The 20,283-nt window shown below is 39.4% G+C and carries 16 protein-coding genes; 9 read left to right on the top strand and 7 right to left on the bottom strand.

Features of this window, described 5'->3' with window-relative positions; all coding sequences use genetic code 11:
* Positions 1-193: 193 nt before the first annotated feature.
* Positions 194-1,141: a LiaI-LiaF-like domain-containing protein gene (locus B2O97_RS02895; RefSeq protein WP_070563198.1), complete on the top strand. Its 948-nt coding sequence runs from the start codon at positions 194-196 to the stop codon at positions 1,139-1,141.
* Between the two features lie 45 nt (positions 1,142-1,186).
* The gene (gene ispG, locus B2O97_RS02890) at positions 1,187-3,202 is read left to right on the top strand and encodes a (E)-4-hydroxy-3-methylbut-2-enyl-diphosphate synthase (RefSeq protein ID WP_175441961.1); all 2,016 of its coding nucleotides are present in this window, start codon (positions 1,187-1,189) and stop codon (positions 3,200-3,202) included.
* 106 nt (positions 3,203-3,308) lie between these two features.
* Here ispG and B2O97_RS02885 read toward each other — a convergent pair whose 3' ends face one another.
* A complete protein-coding gene (locus tag B2O97_RS02885; protein WP_070563202.1) occupies positions 3,309-3,743 on the bottom strand; it encodes a T9SS type A sorting domain-containing protein in 435 nt (144 codons plus the stop codon).
* A gap of 259 nt (positions 3,744-4,002) precedes the next feature.
* On the opposite strand from B2O97_RS02885, the gene B2O97_RS02880 reads away from it, so the two are divergent.
* The gene (locus B2O97_RS02880) at positions 4,003-5,949 is read left to right on the top strand and encodes a KUP/HAK/KT family potassium transporter (RefSeq protein ID WP_046671947.1); all 1,947 of its coding nucleotides are present in this window, start codon (positions 4,003-4,005) and stop codon (positions 5,947-5,949) included.
* A 77-nt stretch (positions 5,950-6,026) separates the two neighbouring features.
* Positions 6,027-6,938 (top strand): 23S rRNA (adenine(1618)-N(6))-methyltransferase RlmF, encoded by a 912-nt coding sequence (gene rlmF, locus B2O97_RS02875; protein WP_070563205.1) that lies wholly within the window; start codon positions 6,027-6,029, stop codon positions 6,936-6,938.
* Positions 6,939-7,027: 89 nt separating this feature from the next.
* Here the strand turns inward: rlmF and B2O97_RS02870 are convergent, their stop codons facing one another.
* Positions 7,028-8,722 carry an amino acid permease gene (locus tag B2O97_RS02870; protein WP_070563207.1) on the bottom strand — a complete coding sequence of 565 codons (1,695 nt, stop codon included), beginning with the start codon at positions 8,720-8,722 and terminating at the stop codon, positions 7,028-7,030.
* Positions 8,723-8,802: 80 nt separating this feature from the next.
* Positions 8,803-9,486, bottom strand: coding sequence for an ACP phosphodiesterase (locus tag B2O97_RS02865; RefSeq protein WP_070563210.1), 684 nt, complete (start codon positions 9,484-9,486; stop codon positions 8,803-8,805).
* 103 nt (positions 9,487-9,589) lie between these two features.
* Between B2O97_RS02865 and tyrS the strand changes: the two genes are divergently transcribed.
* Positions 9,590-10,873: a tyrosine--tRNA ligase gene (gene tyrS / locus B2O97_RS02860; protein ID WP_070563213.1), complete on the top strand. Its 1,284-nt coding sequence runs from the start codon at positions 9,590-9,592 to the stop codon at positions 10,871-10,873.
* A gap of 121 nt (positions 10,874-10,994) precedes the next feature.
* On the opposite strand, the gene B2O97_RS02855 is transcribed toward tyrS, so the two are convergent.
* Positions 10,995-11,504, bottom strand: coding sequence for a GNAT family N-acetyltransferase (locus B2O97_RS02855; RefSeq protein ID WP_070563216.1), 510 nt, complete (start codon positions 11,502-11,504; stop codon positions 10,995-10,997).
* A gap of 275 nt (positions 11,505-11,779) precedes the next feature.
* Here B2O97_RS02855 and B2O97_RS02850 point away from each other — a divergent pair, with 275 nt between their 5' ends.
* Positions 11,780-14,515 (top strand): FtsK/SpoIIIE family DNA translocase, encoded by a 2,736-nt coding sequence (locus B2O97_RS02850; RefSeq protein ID WP_070563219.1) that lies wholly within the window; start codon positions 11,780-11,782, stop codon positions 14,513-14,515.
* Between the two features lies 1 nt (position 14,516).
* Positions 14,517-15,170: a LolA family protein gene (locus tag B2O97_RS02845; protein ID WP_070563221.1), complete on the top strand. Its 654-nt coding sequence runs from the start codon at positions 14,517-14,519 to the stop codon at positions 15,168-15,170.
* A gap of 97 nt (positions 15,171-15,267) precedes the next feature.
* Here B2O97_RS02845 and B2O97_RS02840 read toward each other — a convergent pair whose 3' ends face one another.
* The gene (locus B2O97_RS02840) at positions 15,268-16,080 is read right to left on the bottom strand and encodes a lytic transglycosylase domain-containing protein (RefSeq protein ID WP_070563224.1); all 813 of its coding nucleotides are present in this window, start codon (positions 16,078-16,080) and stop codon (positions 15,268-15,270) included.
* Between the two features lie 242 nt (positions 16,081-16,322).
* Between B2O97_RS02840 and B2O97_RS02835 the strand changes: the two genes are divergently transcribed.
* Positions 16,323-17,714, top strand: a complete 1,392-nt coding sequence (locus tag B2O97_RS02835) for a pseudouridine synthase (RefSeq protein ID WP_286766920.1) — start codon at positions 16,323-16,325, stop codon at positions 17,712-17,714.
* A gap of 94 nt (positions 17,715-17,808) precedes the next feature.
* A complete protein-coding gene (locus B2O97_RS02830; protein ID WP_070570070.1) occupies positions 17,809-18,276 on the top strand; it encodes a nucleoside triphosphate pyrophosphohydrolase family protein in 468 nt (155 codons plus the stop codon).
* Between the two features lie 147 nt (positions 18,277-18,423).
* On the opposite strand, the gene B2O97_RS02825 is transcribed toward B2O97_RS02830, so the two are convergent.
* Together B2O97_RS02825 and B2O97_RS02820 are read right to left on the bottom strand one after the other, a co-directional pair.
* Complete coding sequence (locus tag B2O97_RS02825) at positions 18,424-19,365, bottom strand: TIGR01212 family radical SAM protein (protein WP_070570068.1); 942 nt, start codon at positions 19,363-19,365, stop codon at positions 18,424-18,426.
* Between the two features lie 16 nt (positions 19,366-19,381).
* On the bottom strand, positions 19,382-20,131 hold the full coding sequence (locus tag B2O97_RS02820; RefSeq protein WP_139145098.1) for a hypothetical protein: 750 nt from the start codon (positions 20,129-20,131) through the stop codon (positions 19,382-19,384).
* Positions 20,132-20,283 lie beyond the last annotated feature (152 nt).

Here is a 20,283-nt window from a genome sequence, read left to right as displayed (position 1 = left end):
AGCTATCCATTAAAGGTAATTAATTCCAGCAAATATATAAACAAGCAAAAACCCAAAAAGTATACGAAAAACGAAATTACTTACCGATCAATTAGTCACATTTACCGATTTTTTATGTATAATAGCCTAAACATTCATACGGTATCTCCCAAAGCGACTTACTTTTGAGATATATTAACAAACGGAATTAGTTATGAATACACGAAGAATAACAACTGGTATCACCATTCTCTTTATAGGAGTTGTCTTATTATTATCACAGCTCAACACAATTTCTTTCAACTGGGTAGGTATTTTTAGATACTGGCCGCTGTTTATTGTGCTTGCCGGAATTCGTATGCTGGTACCCAAAGACCAACAGATTGGACAGTTTGTCGCCATCGGTTCTACCGTCGTAATTTTAGGTTTTTTGACTTACATAGGGCTGTCGACACCAAAGGAACCACTTTTAACACAGCTTTTAAAAAGTAAAGGCGTCAACATCAATGTCGACGATCCCAACGATAAAACAAATTATACAACAGAAAAATTAAACGTCCCGCTGGATGATAAAATCCATAGTGCTACCCTAAACCTCGATTTGGGGGCCACTTCATTAAGAAATGATAGTAGCACTACTTCAGAAATCTTCTCGGCATTTAACACATCAAAAGAGTATCTACTGGGCATAACTGTGCATGGAGAATCTGCAGACAAATTAGATATCAACCTAAAGGGAAAATACAAAAACAAGGATTTTAACAGCAAAAACAACAATACGTTTATCGCATTAAACCCCAACATCCTATGGAATCTGAATTTTGATGTAGGTGCAATTGATGCCAGGTTAGATCTTTCACCCTACAAGATAGAAACATTGGATATCGATGCTGGAGCGACTAGTCTAAAGTTAAAATTAGGTCAACCGCTGGCAACAACTAAAATTTCTATGGATGCTGGAGCCTCCTCTATTGAAATCTCCATCCCCAAAAACGCGGCCTGTCGTATTACAAGCGACAATGCATTATCCTCGACAGATTATGAGGGCGATTTCCTAAAAAGTGAAGGCGAAGTAAAATCGACAAATTACGACTCTGCCGCTCAAAAATTCGATTTCGATATCAACGGTGGCATCGCGTCAATAAAAATTAGAAGATATTAATTGACACCCGATTTTTAGTCAAGAAAAGCTAACTTTGTGTTAGATATGGACACAAGTAATATGTTGACATTACCTGGAATCTATTGCAATTCCAAGGTAGATTATTCGAGATGGAAAACAAGGGAAATTCAGATCGGTGATATTCCCATGGGTGGCGATAATCCCATTCGTATTCAAAGTATGACTACGGTAGATACAATGGATACGATGGGCTCAGTTGAGCAGACCATTCGAATGGTAGAGGCGGGCTGCGAATACGTTCGTATTACCGCTCCAAGTATTAAAGAAGCACAAAATTTAGCTAACATAAAAGATGAACTTCGCAGAAGAGGCTATAAGGTCCCTTTAGTCGCTGATATTCATTTTACACCAAATGCTGCCGAGGTCGCTGCGCGCATCGTCGAGAAAGTAAGGGTCAATCCCGGTAACTATGCAGACAAGAAGAAATTTGATCAGCTATCTTATACCGATGCTGAATACAAGCGCGAGTTAGATCGCATCTATCAAAAATTCACTCCGCTCGTAAATATCTGTAAGGAAAATGGTACCGCCATGCGTATTGGTACCAACCACGGCTCACTTTCGGATAGAATCATGAGTCATTATGGTGACACTCCGGAAGGGATGGTCGAATCTGCCATGGAGTTTATCCGGATGTGTGAAGATCTGAGTTTCTACAATCTCTGTATCTCCATGAAATCGTCCAACCCGCAGGTCATGGTCAAAGCCTATCGATTGCTGGTCGAAAAAATGGTTTCCGAAAACATGAACTATCCCCTACATCTCGGTGTAACTGAAGCTGGAGACGGTGAAGATGGTCGTGTAAAATCTGCCGTCGGTATCGGAACACTGTTGGAAGATGGATTGGGCGATACGGTACGTGTATCGCTAACCGAAGAGCCTGAACGGGAAGCTCCGGTCGCTATAGCACTTGTCAATAGATATAGCAAAAGAAAGGCAAACATCGCGAGTCAGCCCAAACAAAAGATTGTTCAGCTCTCTCCGGAGACACCACATATTCCTTATGCCAGCCAAGAAGTAAATACTTTCATCGGCGGCTCTTTGGTACCTAGGGTTGTGGTCGACATTTCTAAGGAAAATCTAAAGGACGCTCAGATCCTTACCAAAGTAGGTTATCGCTACGATATCCTATTAGATAAATACCACATGGGTGAGCAGTCTGTAGACTTTGTTTATCTCGCAGACAGTTTACCATCCTTTACGATGCCGGCAAATCTGAAGCAAGTATATAACTATAATACCTGGTCAAAACTTACCGATCAAACCAATATTCATCCGCTCTTTACCTTAGAAGAATTCGTAAAGTCAGACAATAAGGATAAAGTCCTGAATATGGTCAAAATCTGTAATTCAGATTTATTAACCCCATTGTTTGAATCCTTACAGCTAGACAAAACAGTCGTATTTATCGTAGAAACCGATTACTTGCACGGTATGGCAGATCAAAGACAGTTCTTTCGAAATCTGCAGGAAATCGGTATTGACAATCCTGTCATTATCAAGCGTTCTTATTTGGCGGAAGAATTCTCAGGACCCATTGGTGATTTTATGAATCCCGAAGAACCGATATCAAAAATACAGCTGTACGCTTCTACAGATCTAGGCGCATTATTAATCGATGGTTTAGGTTCAGGAATTTGGATTGACTCTCCGGCAACGGCATTGGAAAATATCGCCTCACTTTCGTTCGGAATTTTACAGGCGACACGATCCAGAATATCCAAGACAGAATATATTTCCTGTCCAAGCTGTGGCAGAACCTTATTTGATCTCCAAGAAACCACGCAAATGATCCGAAGCCGTACCAATCACTTAAAAGGCTTAAAAATTGGAATCATGGGCTGTATTGTTAATGGCCCTGGAGAAATGGCAGATGCAGACTATGGTTATGTTGGGGCGGGCCCTGATAAAGTGACATTATATAGAGGTCAGCAGGTGGTTAAGAAAAATGTGAGTTCAGCCCATGCCTTAGATGAATTGATCAAGATCATTCAAGATGATGGACTGTGGATCGAAGAACTACAACAAGACCAAAATTAACAAATCAAGCTATACATAAAACAGCAAAGGGGNNCCCCTTTGCTGTTTTATGTATACGAATGAACGTACATTACAAATTACCTTTTTATCGAAAAATGTTACTTTCTTATCGAATAGAAAATCTTTTCACCACAGTTTCCGAACCTGCAACTACGCGTACAAAGTAAAATCCTGTCGTTAATTTTCCACCATGCTCAAAGGAAAGATTTTGAATTCCTGAATCCAGATTACCATTCATTAATTGGAGAATCTCATTGCCCAATGCATCCATTACTTTGATAGACACACTCGACGATTTTGCCAATTTAAAAGAAAGATTTATTTGTTCAGCAATCGGATTGTAGAAAACCTTCACATTATTGATAAGTTTCTCTGTCTCCTTGATGTTATTATCTTCTCCGAATGCCTCACTGCCGTCCCAAATATGTTGCGAAATAGTATGGTCATAAGGAGACTTTGCATACACCCGAGTCAACCCGCTACACAATGTCAGTGCGGATAAAAGTGTTAAACAAGCTGCTTTAAGTAGATTTCTCCCCATAGTGTTAAATTAGACTTCAAATACTGGTTACGGTTTAATCAAATATAACGCTAACTATTTGAATTATCAACAACAAAGTTAGTATTTTGTTTAAAAGTTTTTCAGCAAATAGATTCATTCTAAGTTTCTTTTAACAAATTTTAACAGCTCTTGCGCATGTCAAAGTAAATGCTAAAATTTGGCGCAGGAAATGTACCTACTTAAAGTACAGGCAAAAAGTATATTTTTGCAGTATATTTTGAAATAAAATAATTGATAAATGGCAGACAACAGTCATCACAACAGTATCAATAAGGTGAGTTTCGCCGGATTATTGATCAGTTTAGGAATCGTTTTTGGAGATATCGGAACTTCTCCATTGTATGTTTTCAAAGCAATCATGGGACAAGGAGCCATTCAAAAGGACTTAGTCTTGGGCGGGCTATCCTGTGTTTTTTGGACACTGACGCTCCAGACAACAGTAAAGTATGTTTGGATCACACTCCGGGCAGACAATAAAGGTGAAGGCGGTATCCTATCCCTCTATTCATTGGTACGCAAACGAGCCCCTTGGTTAATTTTCCCGGCGATGATCGGTGCAGCGACCTTGTTAGCGGACGGAATGATCACCCCTGCCATCACAATATCCTCGGCTATTGAAGGTTTGGATCTCAAATTCCCAGGATTACCTACAGTACCTATTGTAGTTACAATTATTTCCTTATTGTTTATTATCCAACGATTTGGAACATCTGTTGTAGGAAAGGTTTTCGGCCCATTGATGACCATCTGGTTTACAATCATTGGTGTAATCGGTTTATCTCATCTTCACCTCGCACCAGAAGTGATGAAAGCGATCAACCCCTATTATGCTTTCCATATTTTGATTACCTACCCCCATTCGCTATTACTGATCGGTGCCGTGTTTTTATGTACTACAGGTGCCGAAGCATTGTATTCGGATATGGGGCACTGTGGTAAAAACAATATCCGCATCAGCTGGATCTACGTAAAAATCACACTTATACTAAATTATTTCGGACAAGGAGCCTGGTTATTGACACAGGAAGGACGTGTCCTTGGAGGTGAAAATCCGTTCTACTCAATCATGCCCGATTGGTTTATAGGCTACGGTATCGCCATCGCGACGATTGCAGCGGTCATCGCCAGTCAAGCCATGATATCCGGATCATATACCCTAATTTCGGAAGCAGTACGGTTGAATATATGGCCTAAGGTGGCTATCCGCTACCCCAGTGAACATAAAGGTCAGTTGTATGTACCATCCATCAATTTAATTTTATGGGTCGGCTGTATGATTGTCATCTGGGTTTTTGAAGAATCAAGCCGAATGGATGCAGCCTATGGTCTTGCGATCAATTTAACGGTATTGATGACCACGATTTTAATGGGATACTTCCTCGCCATGAAAAAAGTCAACCGTGTACTAATTGCGGTATTTTTGATTGCTTATTTTGTTATTGAACTAACTTTCTTAATAGGAAATGGTGTTAAAATAGCCCATGGCGGTTGGTTGACTCTTCTGCTTGCCACTGCGCTATATATAACAATGTATTGCTGGTACACAGCGCGAAAAATTAAAAATCGTTTTGTTAACTTCATTAACATCAATAAATATTACCCCATTATCTCCGAATTGAGCGAGGACAAATCGGTCCCTCCCTATGCGTCGCATTTGGTCTATCTGACAAGTGCAAATTTCAAATCCGAGATAGAGGCTAAAATTATTTATTCAATTATTAATAAAAAGCCAAAGCGTGCGGATGTATATTGGCTCGTCCACGTTGATGTGATGGATCATCCACATACAAAAGAATATTCAATCGATCAGCTTATCCCGGGTAAGTTAATACGGGTTGATTTTAAACTTGGCTTTAGAGAGGAACAGCGCATCAGTCTACTGTTCAGAAAAGTAGTTGAGGAAATGGTGAAAAAAGGTGAAATTGACATCACCAGTCAATACGACACCCTACGTAAACACAATATTCCTGGTGACTTTAAGTTTGTTGTTTTGGAAAAAGTACTCTCCAAAACCAACCAGATGACATGGATAGAAAAAGTAATTATGGACATCTATGGTTACCTCAAAAAAATGAGTTTGTCCGAAGAAAAAGGTTTTGGTTTAGATTCCAGCTTTGTTACAATTGAACGGGTTCCGCTCAATTTTCCACAGACTTCAGAGGTCCATCTCATACGGAAAGATTAAGACTCCTCAAGGTGATGCTCAAGCATCACCTTTTTTATTCAATAGAATTGCATTACTTTTGTTGCAAATAATACATCATGGCAGACGCTAATCCAAAAAAGAAATTACATCCTAGAAATAGACATCTCGATAACTACAATTTTGAAGAATTGAGCAAAGTGGAACCTTCGCTCAAAGATTTTGTTATAGAAAATGCGTATAAAGTAAAGTCCATCGATTTTAACAACCCCGATGCTGTTAAAACGTTAAACAAGGCACTTCTAAAAAAATATTACCACATTCAACACTGGGATATCCCCAAAGAGAATCTTTGCCCTCCTATTCCGGGCCGGGCAGATTATATTCATTATATCGCAGACGTTCTTGCAAGGGACAATAATGGTGAAATTCCAAAAGGCGGAAACATCCACGTCCTCGACATCGGTGTTGGTGCAAATTGTATCTACCCCATCATCGGACATCAGGAGTATGGATGGAGCTTTGTAGGGTCTGAAATCATCAAGAGCGCATACAAAAACGCCATCGAGATAACACGGACAAATATGAGCTTAAAAAAGAGCATACAGATCCGCCTCCAAAATAATCCGAAGGCCATATTCAAAGACATTATTCTTCCAGGGGAAAAATATGATGTGGTGATCTGTAATCCCCCATTTTTTAGCTCTCAGACCGAGGCTTTACAGCAGTCCATCCGTAAGACCACAGGTATCAAAGACGCTAAAATAGACGAAAAACCGGTCACACAGGCATTTTCTGGACAAGGAAGCGAGTTATGGTGCGATGGTGGTGAAAAAGCGTTCTTGTCACGCATGATCTTTGAAAGCCAATTTCACAAAGATCAAGTAAAATGGTTCACAACATTAGTTGCCCACCGCGAAGACATTCGCTTTCTACAACACAAACTAAAGAAAATAAACGTAAAAGAGACCGAAGTGATCCGCATGGAACAAGGTAATAAGGTAAGCCGGATCCTTTTATGGAGATTCTAATAAGTCCATGATATTCAAAAAAAAGGAGCTATCTTTTATGCAGATAGCTCCTTTTCTTTGATCCATTACTGTACGACGCTTCTCCTATACTAGGCTTGCGCCTGTTTATTTAACTTTGAATGTTTATAGCCATACATAAAATATACAGCCAATCCAATCACGAGCCAGATCACAAATATTATCCAGTTACTTGCCCCCAGCTCCGTCATTAAATACAGATTGATCAGAATACCAACGACAGGCAATAGGGAAAAGTTCATTTTAAAGCTATAAATCCCCAGTCCAAGCCAAGTTAACCAAAATATGATGACCAACATTTTATGTTCTAGAATTTCAAGGATGGTAAGCGATTTCCACTCCTGTATCGTTTCTTGCGCATAGCTAAAAATAAACACAATAGCAATCAGTAGCCCTGCACCAACCAAATACTTACCGTTGATGTAAGGAACTTTAAATTTGGATTTTGCCGATAAACCCGAATAATCCATATACAATACACCGGCGCACACAAGTATAAAGGCAAAAAAGGTACCGACGCTCGTTAAATCCACAAAGAAATCCATTTTAAAAAATAACGAAGGGATAGCAACCACCAAACCCGTTACAATAGTTGCAAACGAAGGTGTTTTATATTTTGGGTGAATGGTCGCAAACTTCTTCCACAACAAACCATCCCGACTCATCGTCATCCAGATTCTTGGTTGCGCCAATTGATACACTAGCAAGGCACTGGTGATGGCAATCACAGAGGTCACCGATATAATTCCGGCCATATGGTCAAAGCCCACATATTTAAACACGAAAGCAAGCGGATCCTTCACATTTAATTCGGTGTAATTAACCATCCCCGTCAAGACTAAGGTAATAGCAACATACAATACAGTACAAATCAATAGGCAATAGATCATCGCCTTAGGTAGATCGCGCTGCGGGTTTTTACACTCTTCGGCAGTTGTGGAGATCGAATCGAATCCGATAAAGGCAAAGAAAACCGCGGCCACACTTCCGAGTACACCTTTGAGGCCGTTCGGCGCAAAAGGTGTCCAATTTTCAGGTTTAATGAAAAATATACCCCCAAAAATTACAGCCAGGATAATCGCTACCTTGATCATAACCATAATCATACTCGCTTTCTGGGACTCTTTGATTCCGATATAAACCAACCAAGTAACCAAAAATGTAATGACACCTGCTGGTAAATCGAAAATAATAGGCAGTCCTCCTATTCGTGGTGCATTATTAAAAGCATCCAGACCATGTTGGTCGATTGCGGTCAGTGCAGCCGCACCATGTTGGTTCATCTTCTCTACAGCATCATAAGCATAGCCTGGCGCCATGGACAACCAAGCCGGTATGTGGAGTCCAAAGCCCTCCAGCATGGAGACAAAATACTGCGACCAGGAAATGGCAATAACCGTATTGGAAACAGCATACTCCAAGACCAATGCCCAACCTATAATCCATGCAAACAACTCACCAAAGGCCACATAAGCGTATGTATATGCTGAGCCAGACACAGGAACCGTACTGGCAAATTGCGCATAGGCCAATGCCGTAAAAACACAGGCAAAAGCCGTAAAAACGAAGAGGAGTGATACCGCTGGTCCACCTTCATAACTCGCCAATCCAATTGTGCTGAAGATTCCAGCCCCTACAATAGCGGCGATACCCAACGAAACCAGATCTGTTACCCCCAATACCTTTGCAAGGCCCGTCCCCTCCTCTTTTTGAGTGTCATGCAGAATCTGATCAACACTTTTCTTCCGAAAAAGTCTATGTGACATGTAAATTTAGTTTTTGATACTTAAAATTATGCGAAAATAAATATTTTCAAGGTCTTATACTATTGGTATTTTCTGACAGACTAATTAAAGTCCACCAGCTCATATTGAATATACTGGTAAATTTCTTGATAATCGGTCATCTGCGTATGTAAATAGGAAATCAGCTGTTCTGTCAGAAGCTGTCTTTGCTCCACTGAAACTTCAAATTTCCACAATCGCTTACAAATATTGAAAAGCGCACCTGCGATTTTTTCTACCTGTGCATAGTCATAAATATACGCCCACTCAATAAACTGATGATAGAACTTTTCAAACTTAGGAATATCACTCAGCTGATTAATTTTCAAAAACTTCCGAACAGCATCTTCATTGACATGTACCAGTGCAGCGTAGAATTTATCGATGGAGACCGCTTTATTTTGTGTTAGGATATGATCCAACAATAGCTCCAACGCAATATGGGCCATAAAGGACGGACGGATAGGCAGCCCGGCTAAACTAGACTGGATTTTTAGTTTCAGCTGATGTGTATGATGAAAAAAGTAAGGTGAATTGTGAAATAGACGATCGACCTCGATATGACGGTTCCAGCCTATGTACAATTGTTCCAGTAAAGGATTGTCCAAGAGCTCATCTTCATACTGACGCGGTTTTAGCATAAAGGATTTATCCGCATTTTTTAATAGATCGGGTAACAATCCACCCACCATACGTTCGGGATTAGTTGCAAACCGTTCAAAATAGAAATGTGATAAAAAATTCATACCAGCTTATTAGCGTGTGCTTTTATGGGAAATTATTCGCTCAATATACGCTTAATCTCCTATCTTTGCATCTTGTAAATTAAAAAATTAAATCCATTTAACAATGAGCTTTGTAGAAGAATTACGTTGGAGAGGCATGTTGCAAGATATTATGCCAGGCACTGAAGACTTACTGAATAAAGAAAAAGTCGCTGGTTATATCGGCTTTGATCCCACAGGCGACTCTCTACACGTAGGACACTTGACGCAAATCATGACGTTGATCCATTTCCAAAATGCAGGCCACAAACCAGTTGCCCTGGTTGGAGGAGCAACAGGCATGATCGGAGACCCTTCTTTCAAATCTGCAGAGCGTAACTTGTTGGACGAAGCTACCTTACAGCATAATGTCGCTTGTCTGAAAAAGCAGTTAGGCAAATTTCTTGAATTTGGAGAAGGGGAAAATGACGCCCAAATGGTTAATAATTACGACTGGTTTAAAGATTTTAAATTTTTGGATTTTATTCGTGATATCGGTAAAATGATTACCGTTAACTATATGATGTCAAAAGATTCTGTAAAAAAACGTCTGGAAGGCGACAATGGTCTCTCATTTACAGAGTTTACCTATCAATTGATTCAAGGATATGACTTCTACTATCTTTGGAAGCACCACAACTGTAAAGTTCAAATGGGCGGGTCGGACCAATGGGGTAACATCGTAACAGGAAGCGAAATGATCCGTCGCCAAGATCAGGGAACAGCCTATGCCATCACGACGCAATTAATCAAAAAAGCCGACGGCCAGAAATTTGGAAAGACCGAATCTGGTGCCATATGGTTAGATCCAAAAAAAACTTCTCCGTATAAGTACTACCAATTTTGGTTGAATACGTCAGATGATGATGCTAAAAACTGGATCAAAATTTTTACACTCAAACCTCAGGAAGAAATTGAGTCCATTATTGCAGAACATGATGCAGCGCCACACTTACGTTTAGTTCAAAAAGCACTGGCAAAAGATATCACCATTCGTACCCACTCCGAAGAAGCGTACGAAACTGCGATCAAAACTTCTGAATTTCTTTTTGGAAATGGCTCTTTAGAATTCTTAAACAACTTAGATCACGACGCAGTTTTAGAGGTATTTGAAGGCATTCCGCAGTTTCAGGTCGCTAAAGCAGATCTCGCAGCAGGCATCAATATTCTTGATTTACTAGCTGTTCAGACACAGGTATTTCCGTCAAAAGGTGAAGCCCGCAAAATGCTTCAGGGCGGCGGCGTTTCTATCAACCGAGAAAAAGCAACCGATATTGAAGATTCGATTACGGACAATCACCTTGTAAACAATAAATATATTGTTGCACAACGCGGTAAAAAGAATTACTACTTGATTATTGCAGATTAATGATCAGCAGTATCCTGATTTAATAATCCATAAACATAAAAAAGTCCCTTTTGAACAAAGTAAAAGGGACTTTTTTATGAAATCCAATGTTATTCTTCCTCCGCAGAAGAAATCGGTTCGGTTATTTTAATAGTTTTTCAAATGCTTTGCGTGACGCTCCCCTAAAATGTACTTCCCCGCAATAGCGGTACCCTAACTTTTCGAACACATGCAGCATACCCCCATTGTCAAAATTAGTATCCACCTTAATACTATAAACGCCATGATCGATGGCTATCTCTTCCACCCCGGACATAATAGCCGTCCCCACACCTTTCATATGCGGATCCTGCGCCGAGGCCAGTCGGTGTATACCGACATAAGAACCATCACTTAACCATTTTCCGTCAATATCATTATATGCAGGTTCGACATCAAAAATAATAGCAACATAACCTACAATCCTACGCTCCACTTCAACGACATGCCCGTAGCCCTTATCAATATCCGACTGAACCACATCTTCATTCGGATAACCATCTTGCCATTGTCGGCTACCTTGTTCTTTCCTGAGGGCAATTGCTTGTTGTATAATTTCCCAAATCCGTCCTTTATCAGCTAATGTCGCTTTTCGTATTTCAAACTTGTTCATGCTATCTCTTATTTTATTCGTAAAACTACATATTTTAGAGCAACTCTAAAGAATAGGCAAAAACAGAAACAATCTTTAGCCATATCCCATATTCTTTAGCCCACCCCACTTGCAGGGCATAGTATTTGCTAGCCATTATACCTATCAAGCTTTTTAGCTACATCTAAATTTATTCATTCATAAAAAACGACAAACTTAAAATAATAGGCGATCAGCATCTTTAAAATACTATCAAAATAACTAAGTTTGTAAGCAGTATAATTGTGAGCTTTTCAATGTCAAATAAAGGAAATACATTTAGGCAGACAGGGAATTCAGTTTCCGGCAAACGTGCCCCTCAAAAGGAATCGACAACATTTAAAAAAGAAAAAAGTCAAAAAAACAGTGTACCAAGAGATTATTCTGATGCACAGCAAAAGGCTGTCAAGATATTAGGGATTTTATTGATCTTACTTTCATTGGCATTTGCTACAGCTTTCGTCTCCTACTTATTCACTTGGGAAGACGATCAAAGTTATATTGCAAAAACCAATGGTGGATGGTCGACATTATTCCGATCCGCAGAAGAAATTCATGATGAAGCTGTTGATCTACCCGTTGTCGATAATAAACTAGGGAAATTTGGCGCATTGCTAGCCAACCAATTCATGTACGAATGGTTTGGCGTCGCATCTTTTCTTTTTATCCCCGTATTATTCATTTTAGGATATCGCTTGTTGTTCAAGAAATCATTACTTCCTTTGTACCGTACTGTAGTCTATTCTTTTGTTGCTATCGTTTTTATCTCGGTAACTTTAGGCTTCCTGCATGGATTTATGGCCGATACACCGCATATGCTCGAGGGTAAATTTGGCTTTTGGACCAATAAATTACTGGAAGCACAAGTTGGCATTGTCGGCGTTGGCTGTATATTGGCTTTTGCCTACCTGACGACATTGATCTTACTTTACAACCTCGATTTTAAATTTGTCCTATTCAGTAACAGGAAATCCAAGTCATTCTCTGAAGATACGGACGAAGAGGATGAGGATGAATACGCTCCACAAAATCTTAGAAACAAAATTCATATTGAAGATGATTCCATCCAGTCGGTGCGAGAATCTTTCCAACGGTCAACGTCAATCAATGAGCGATTTCAATCTGCTCGGGACAAAGAGGTACAGGAAGAACTTCAGCGTCCTGCCTTTACGCATCACCCTGTACCCGAAGTACAAATTGATCCGAAGGACAAAGTGGTGCTCACCTTCGACGATAGTCCGCTTGAAAGAACAGAGAATACACCTTCAATCAGTTTTACAATTGATCAGCCAAATGAAGAATTTGAAGCCGAAGACTTACCGTTAATCCAGGAATATCAAGCGCCGAAAATCGAAGCAGAACCCCAACGAGAGCCAGAAGCTATTATTGAACCCGATGCAGTACCCGGTCTGGTGGTCGAAGATATCAAAGAGGAAAAAGAAATTACCGCCAGTGATCTTGTGGCCCAATTCGGACAGTATGACCCAAAATTGGATCTTTCTGGCTACCAACATCCGGCATTGGATTTATTGAAGGACTATGGTGGTGGTAAAATTACCATCAATCAACAGGAACTCGAAGCGAACAAAAATAGGATTGTTGATACACTGAGAAACTATAGCATCGAGATCGAAAGCATCAAGGCAACGATAGGACCAACGGTGACTTTGTATGAAATTATACCAAAACCAGGTGTACGGATTTCAAAAATCAAAAATCTGGAAGATGACATTGCCTTAAGTCTTGCGGCCTTAGGTATCCGGATCATTGCACCGATGCCCGGAAAAGGAACTATTGGTATTGAGGTACCAAACTCCAGTCCGGAAATGGTGTCCATGCGATCGGTCCTTGCTACGGAGAAGTTTCAGAAAACAGATATGGATCTCCCGATCGCTTTAGGTAAGACAATTTCAAATGAAGTGTATATTGCCGATTTAGCTAAAATGCCTCACCTTCTGGTTGCGGGGGCTACCGGGCAAGGTAAATCAGTAGGTATTAACGCGATTCTGACCTCTCTACTGTATAAAAAACATCCAGCCGAACTAAAATTTGTCCTTGTTGACCCTAAGAAAGTGGAACTTTCTCTATTCAAAAAAGTAGAGCGCCACTTCCTTGCAAAATTGCCTGACGACGGAGATGCGATTATCACCGATACGAAGAAAGTAATCAACACCTTAAATTCCCTCTGTATAGAAATGGATCAACGTTATGATTTGTTAAAAAATGCGCAGGTACGGAATTTAAAGGAATATAATGCAAAATTTATCAATCGCAGATTAAACCCTGAGGAGGGTCATCGATTCTTACCATATATCGTTCTTATTGTTGATGAGTTTGCCGACTTGATGATGACAGCAGGAAAAGAGGTCGAAACACCGATTGCACGATTGGCACAATTGGCCCGTGCGGTAGGAATTCACCTGGTTATTGCAACCCAGCGTCCTTCTGTCAATATCATTACCGGTACAATCAAGGCCAACTTCCCTGCACGTCTGGCATTCCGTGTGTTGTCGAAAGTCGATTCACGGACCATTCTAGATACAGGCGGTGCAGATCAGTTGATCGGTCGGGGTGACATGCTTCTAGCGACTGGAAGTGATTTGATACGTATTCAATGTGCTTTTGTGGATACGCCTGAGGTTGAACAAATTTCCGATTACATCGGTGCGCAACGAGGCTATCCTTCGGCATTTATGCTTCCGGAGTACGTAGACGAAAACGGAGATGGTTCTGGTAGTGTAGATTTTGATCCCAAAGACCGCGATCAGTTGTTCGAAGAAGCTGCCCGATTGATTGTCATGCATCAGCAAGGCTCTACGTCATTAATCCAACGTAAATTAAAATTGGGTTATAACAGAGCAGGACGAATCATCGATCAATTGGAAGCTGCAGGAATTGTAGGTCCATTTGAAGGAAGTAAGGCCCGCGAAGTGCTTTATCCAGATGAGTATTCATTAGAACAATTTTTGGAGACGTTAAGAAAGGACAACTAAGATGAAAAAACAAGTATGGTTTATTGTAGGTCTGCTAATCATGGCATACAGCCAAAACAGTTATGCACAAAATGACGCTGCTGCCAAGGCGCTACTGACGAAAGTAAGCCAAAAGTACAATGCATACAAAACAATACAGGCCAATTTCTCATTAGATATTAAACAAGCTAATGGCGGCTCGCATACTGATGCCGGAACAATATACCTGGACAAGAGTAACAACAAGTACCAGGTCAATACCAAAAATCAAGTATTGATATCGGATTCCAAGACACAGTGGAATATCATGAAAGCGGAAAAAGAAGTTGAAATCTCAGAAGCAAGCAATTCGACCAACGAGATCAATCCAACAAATATATTCAGCTTTTATACCACCGGTTTTAAATATACCTTGACCAATACAGAAAAGGTAAAAGGGCTTACACTAAGTGTTGTTGAATTAAGTCCTCTTGATAGCAAAAAAAACTATTCAAAGATCAAGCTGCGCATTAACAAAGCAAGCAGTCTGATCTATGATACCACCGTATTTGATAAAAGTGGTAATCGCTATACGTATACATTAACTTCTCAGGAAGGTAATAAGGCGCTTTCCGGTAGTCTATTCGTATTCAACAAAAATGATTATAAAGGCTTCGACATCGTCGATCTGAGGTAAAAATAGAACAATACTACAGGTCTGATTAAAGACAGTAAAATAAAAAGGGCTTTCCACTATGCAGTGGAAAGCCCTTTTTATTGTGAAGTACACTATTTTACAGCATGTTCGGTTCCTTATCCAACGTCTCACTTTCTTTATTGGCATAACGTGAATAGCCATGCTTCTGTGGATGTTCGATAATTTCCTTCATAGAAACAAGTTTGTACACATACGAACCCGTTTCATTATTCAATTTCAAGGCAAAATAGTCGTCCTTTTTTTGTCTTCTTATAGAACCTCTTAAACTGCCATCACCAACATTATACGCCGCAGCAACCAAGGTCCAGTTACCAAATTGGCCATAGAGGTATTTGAGGTATCTCGCTGCAGCATGCGTAGATTTAACAAGATCCTTTCGGTCGTCTACCGTACCATTGACTTTTAATCCATACAAACGGGCTGTTGCCGGCATAAATTGCCAATAGCCACCAGCTCCCTTCGATGAAACAACAGCTTTACTAAGGCCACTTTCCACCAATGGAATGTACTTGAAATCTTCCGGAATACCATGTGATTTAAGGATCTTTGCAATCATAGGCAAGTAGGTCTCTGCCTTTTTGTGCATATCGTACGATCCTGTTTTTTTAAACGAGAATCGACTGAAAAATTTACGCAATTTACTTTCCACAAGCGGACGATCCATCGGTAATGAATCTTCGGCAAATGTCAATGAATTCATATACGATTCAAAGGAATTGCTTTTTTCTTTTTTTTCTTCTTCATCCCCATGATGAACGGGAACTACTACGAGCTTCGGTTCAACGATCTTATCGCCGTTTGAAGCATTGTTGTGTGGGGTTGAGTATAACTTTGACAGCAATAAAGCAAACAAAATCAAACTACTACATAAAACTCTCTTTCTTATCATTCACTCCCTTAATGCTACCCTATCCACGACTGCAATCGATCAAAAAATAGCTTGGTTCAAATTCAAGGGTACAAAGGTAAACACTATTTATTTAAAAAACAAATAGTTACATTCTAGACAACTTAAAGCGGCTTTGTTATCGTAAAAACGCAGCAAATTCAAGAAAAGACAAAAAGATAAGGATTTTTTCGCAAAACCCAAAATTATACCTAACTTTGTCGTTCACATTTTAGCAAAACACAATGCCATTCAGCAATAAAAGGAACAGTCGTGATGACAACTCCAGAAAGTCACGAGGCAACTCAGATAGTTTCAAATCTAGAGGCGATAAGAACAATAGTTTCGGAAAAAAATCATATGGGTCGAATGACCAATCTGAAAGAGGCTCTTTCAGAAAAGATGATAATCGTGAGAACAGATCATTCGGATCTAAAAAATTCTCAGACAAACCTTCCTTCCGAGGAGATAACAATTCCTTCCGTTCAAAAGATAATTCAGAAAAATCCTTTGGTAGAGGAGGCCGCTCATTTGATAAAAATGATTCTTCAAGATCTTTTGACAAAAAAGATTCCTTCAATAAATTTGATAGATCAGAACGTTCTTTTGACAAAAAAGATAACTTCAAACGTTCCGATAGAAATGACTCTTCAAGATCTTTTGACCGTTCAGAACGTTCTTTTGATAAAAGAGATAGTTTCAAACGTACAGATAGAAATGATTCCTCAAGATCTTTTGACCGTTCAGAGCGTTCTTTTGATAAAAGAGATAGTTTCAAACGTTCAGACAGAAATGACTCTTCAAGACCTTCTAACAGAAAGTTTGATGGCGATAAAAGTAGAAATTTTGACGACAACAAAAACTTTGGTGATAAACAATATATTAAACGTCCAAAGAAAAAAGCAGAGGATGCAGAAGATGACGGCTTAGTTCGTTTAAATCGTTACATCGCCAATGCTGGTATCTGTTCAAGACGTAAAGCGGATGAGCTTATCACTGCTGGTGTTATTTGGGTAAATGGAGAACCTGTTACGGAATTGGGTACCAAGGTGGATCCTGCAACAGATGAAATCCGTTACAACAACGAACGCCTAAAACGTGAAAAAAATGTTTATGTTTTGTTGAACAAACCAAAAGATTATATCACGACTACAGATGATCCGCAGGAGCGTCATACCGTAATGGAACTTGTTTCTAAAGCGACAAAAGAAAGAATCTATCCTGTTGGTCGTCTTGACAGAAACACAACAGGACTACTTTTGATGACAAATGATGGTAGTCTTGCTGAAAAACTTTCACACCCGCGCAACAGCATCAGCAAAATCTACAATGTCGAGTTAAACAAAAGCCTTACACAAGGCGATTTTAACAAAATCAGCTTTGGTATCGAATTAGAGGACGGTGTAATTAAACCAGATGACTTGAGCTATGTTCAAGGCGGATCGAAACGTGAAGTCGGTATCCAAATCCACTCGGGGAAAAATCGTATCGTACGTCGTATTTTTGAGTCATTAGGATATGAAGTCGTTAAATTGGATCGTGTGGTTTATGCAAACTTAACGAAAAAAGACCTTCCACGTGGCCGTTGGAGATATTTAGAAGAGCGTGAAATCGTGCAGTTAAAGCACCTGATTTAATCGCTTAAGCAGATAAATAAAAATAAAGGACGGTCATTCAGTTAAGCGTCCTTTATTTTTTATATTTGCTCTTTCAAATAATAAAACAAAGAATATGACTGATCCGAAAACACTTTCATCCGTTGCGGAATTCCATAAAACATTCCAACATCCAATCCTAGACACGCCTACTATTCCATCTGAACAAAGATGTGCCTTACGGGTATCGTTGATCGCTGAGGAATTAAAAGAATTAGAAGAGGCCATCCGGGATAAAGATTTGGTCGAGATTGCAGATGCGCTATGTGACATTCAATATGTACTTGCTGGAGCGGTATTAGAATTTGGTTTAAAAGATAAATTCTCTGCTCTTTTTGATGAAGTTCAACGTTCCAATATGAGCAAAGCATGTAAAGACGAAGCAGAAGCCATCGCTACACAGGAGCACTATAAATTAAAAGGTGTAGAATCCTATTATAAAGAAGTTGATGGCAAATTTCTGGTATTCAGAACAGCTGACAATAAAACGTTAAAATCCATCAATTACTCTCCAGCCGATCTAAAAACAATTGTTGAGGGCTAAATAAAGATGGTAATCGTACCCTTTTTTTGTAGGTAAACAGCAAAGGCTTCATTAGAGAAGCCTTTGCTGTTTTTATAGCGCTGAATATATTCATTAAACGCGATAGCATACAATGATCTATCAAAAGAGTATAAATATTAGGAACGGCTAAAAAAGACTCCCCTGCACGACCTGACGTGCTTCCAATCCCTTATCGATGTATGTTTGAATACCTGATTTCGGTAAGCCCCAATTCGGAGCAATTAACAATTCTTTATCTGCAATCCCGAAAATACGTTGAATGATCAGATCAGGACGCAATCGAGGAATAAACTTTGCTAAGAATTCCGTATAACCTTCTATCGAGAAAAGTTCAAAAGGCTCACGTTTGAACTTAACGCCCATAATAGATCCCTCTACAATATGTAAGTGATGCAACTTCACAAATTTAATTTGTGGAAAGCGGTTGATTTCATCTGCATATTTCAACATCATTTCTTCAGATTCCCACGGGAAGCCAAAGATGGTATGCACACAAAGCTCCAACGGAGTATCTTTCAGCATATTCATGGCCTGAACAAATTCGTCGTGAGAACAGCCTCTATTGATCTGCTCCAATGTATCATTGTAGATAGATTCCATACCCATCTCCAAATCTACATCGTAACGATCTGTGTAAGACTCCAACAATGCAATCTTTTCAAAATCCAAACAATCAGGACGTGTACCCACAGAAAGACCCAAAGTATTTTCAGGATCAATACTTAAAGCCTCATCATACATCATCTTCAGTAGATGAGTCGGCGCATATGTATTTGTATTTGGCTGGAAATAAATAATAAACTTCTCAGCGCCATAGCTATTACGTGCTCTTTCAATACCCGATTCCACCTGCTCGCGTATAGAAGGAATTTTCCGGGCAGTATCCGGTGTAAAAGAATCTACATTACAGTACGTACAACCACCATAGCCCTTACTACCATCACGATTGGGGCAGGTAAAATTACCATCCACAATCACTTTAAACACTTTCTGTCCGTTATACTTTTGCTTTAAATAAGCCCCGTAATGATTATACGGTTTAATTCCGTTGTCCAATAATGTACCCATTCCGCTGCAAAGTTACTCAATAAAAATCATATGTGACCATTATTTTCTCAGGATCAAATGTTAAACTGATACGGCCATCACGAAAATCTTCCCAAGATAATTTATACAAACTATCCTTAACTGCATTCTCCAAATCAAAATAACTGCTTTTAACAGCTAAACTGGGAGAATTATCATAATAAGTAGGTAAACCGTAATAGAATACGAAAAATTGTTCAAATTCTTTAAATGACAAATAGCCATAAAACCTATTCCTATTTCTTGAAACCAATATTTCAATTCTTTTTAGCCTGCCATTTGTATAAAAATAATCAAGTGTTTGATAATACAGTGCATTCAACCATTTGCCGCCAATAAATTGGATATGACCTGGATCGATGACAACCATTGTATCCTTACTCCGCGTATATGTCCCCAATTCCCCAATAGAGGACCTTTCCCCAAGATGAATGATATATTCACGCGCTATATTGGTCGATCTACCATCTTTATTTGCCGGTATCCACTTTGATATGGACGAAAATTTTTGATTCATTTCTTCAGTCTTATCTACATGACCAAAATTGCTAGAAACAACTCTGATAGTGCTATCCTTATAAACCTCGAATCCAACATGAGCCTCATCATTAAGCATATCCATATCACGTTTCCATTTTTCATTTAACTGCCTATAAAAATCGATAATACCTATCTTCGGGGTTGGAAGGTAGTTTTGATAAGAAACAAAAATGTAATCCTGTCTATCTTGGCAAATACCTGATCTCACATTCAACAAGAGAAGACAGACGATGATCAAACAAATTCTCATACGGCCAGTAAGTAATATTTACAGCAATATACAAAAAAACTAGATATGGGAGTTCTAGAACAGGCGAGATACTTCACAAGGAAAGTACCTAAACGAAAGAAGCCCTTGAC

Origin of the sequence: Sphingobacterium sp. UBA865, assembly GCF_002295765.1 — a bacterium.
Lineage (GTDB): Bacteria > Bacteroidota > Bacteroidia > Sphingobacteriales > Sphingobacteriaceae > Sphingobacterium > Sphingobacterium multivorum.
This window is presented reverse-complemented; position numbering and strand designations above follow the sequence as displayed.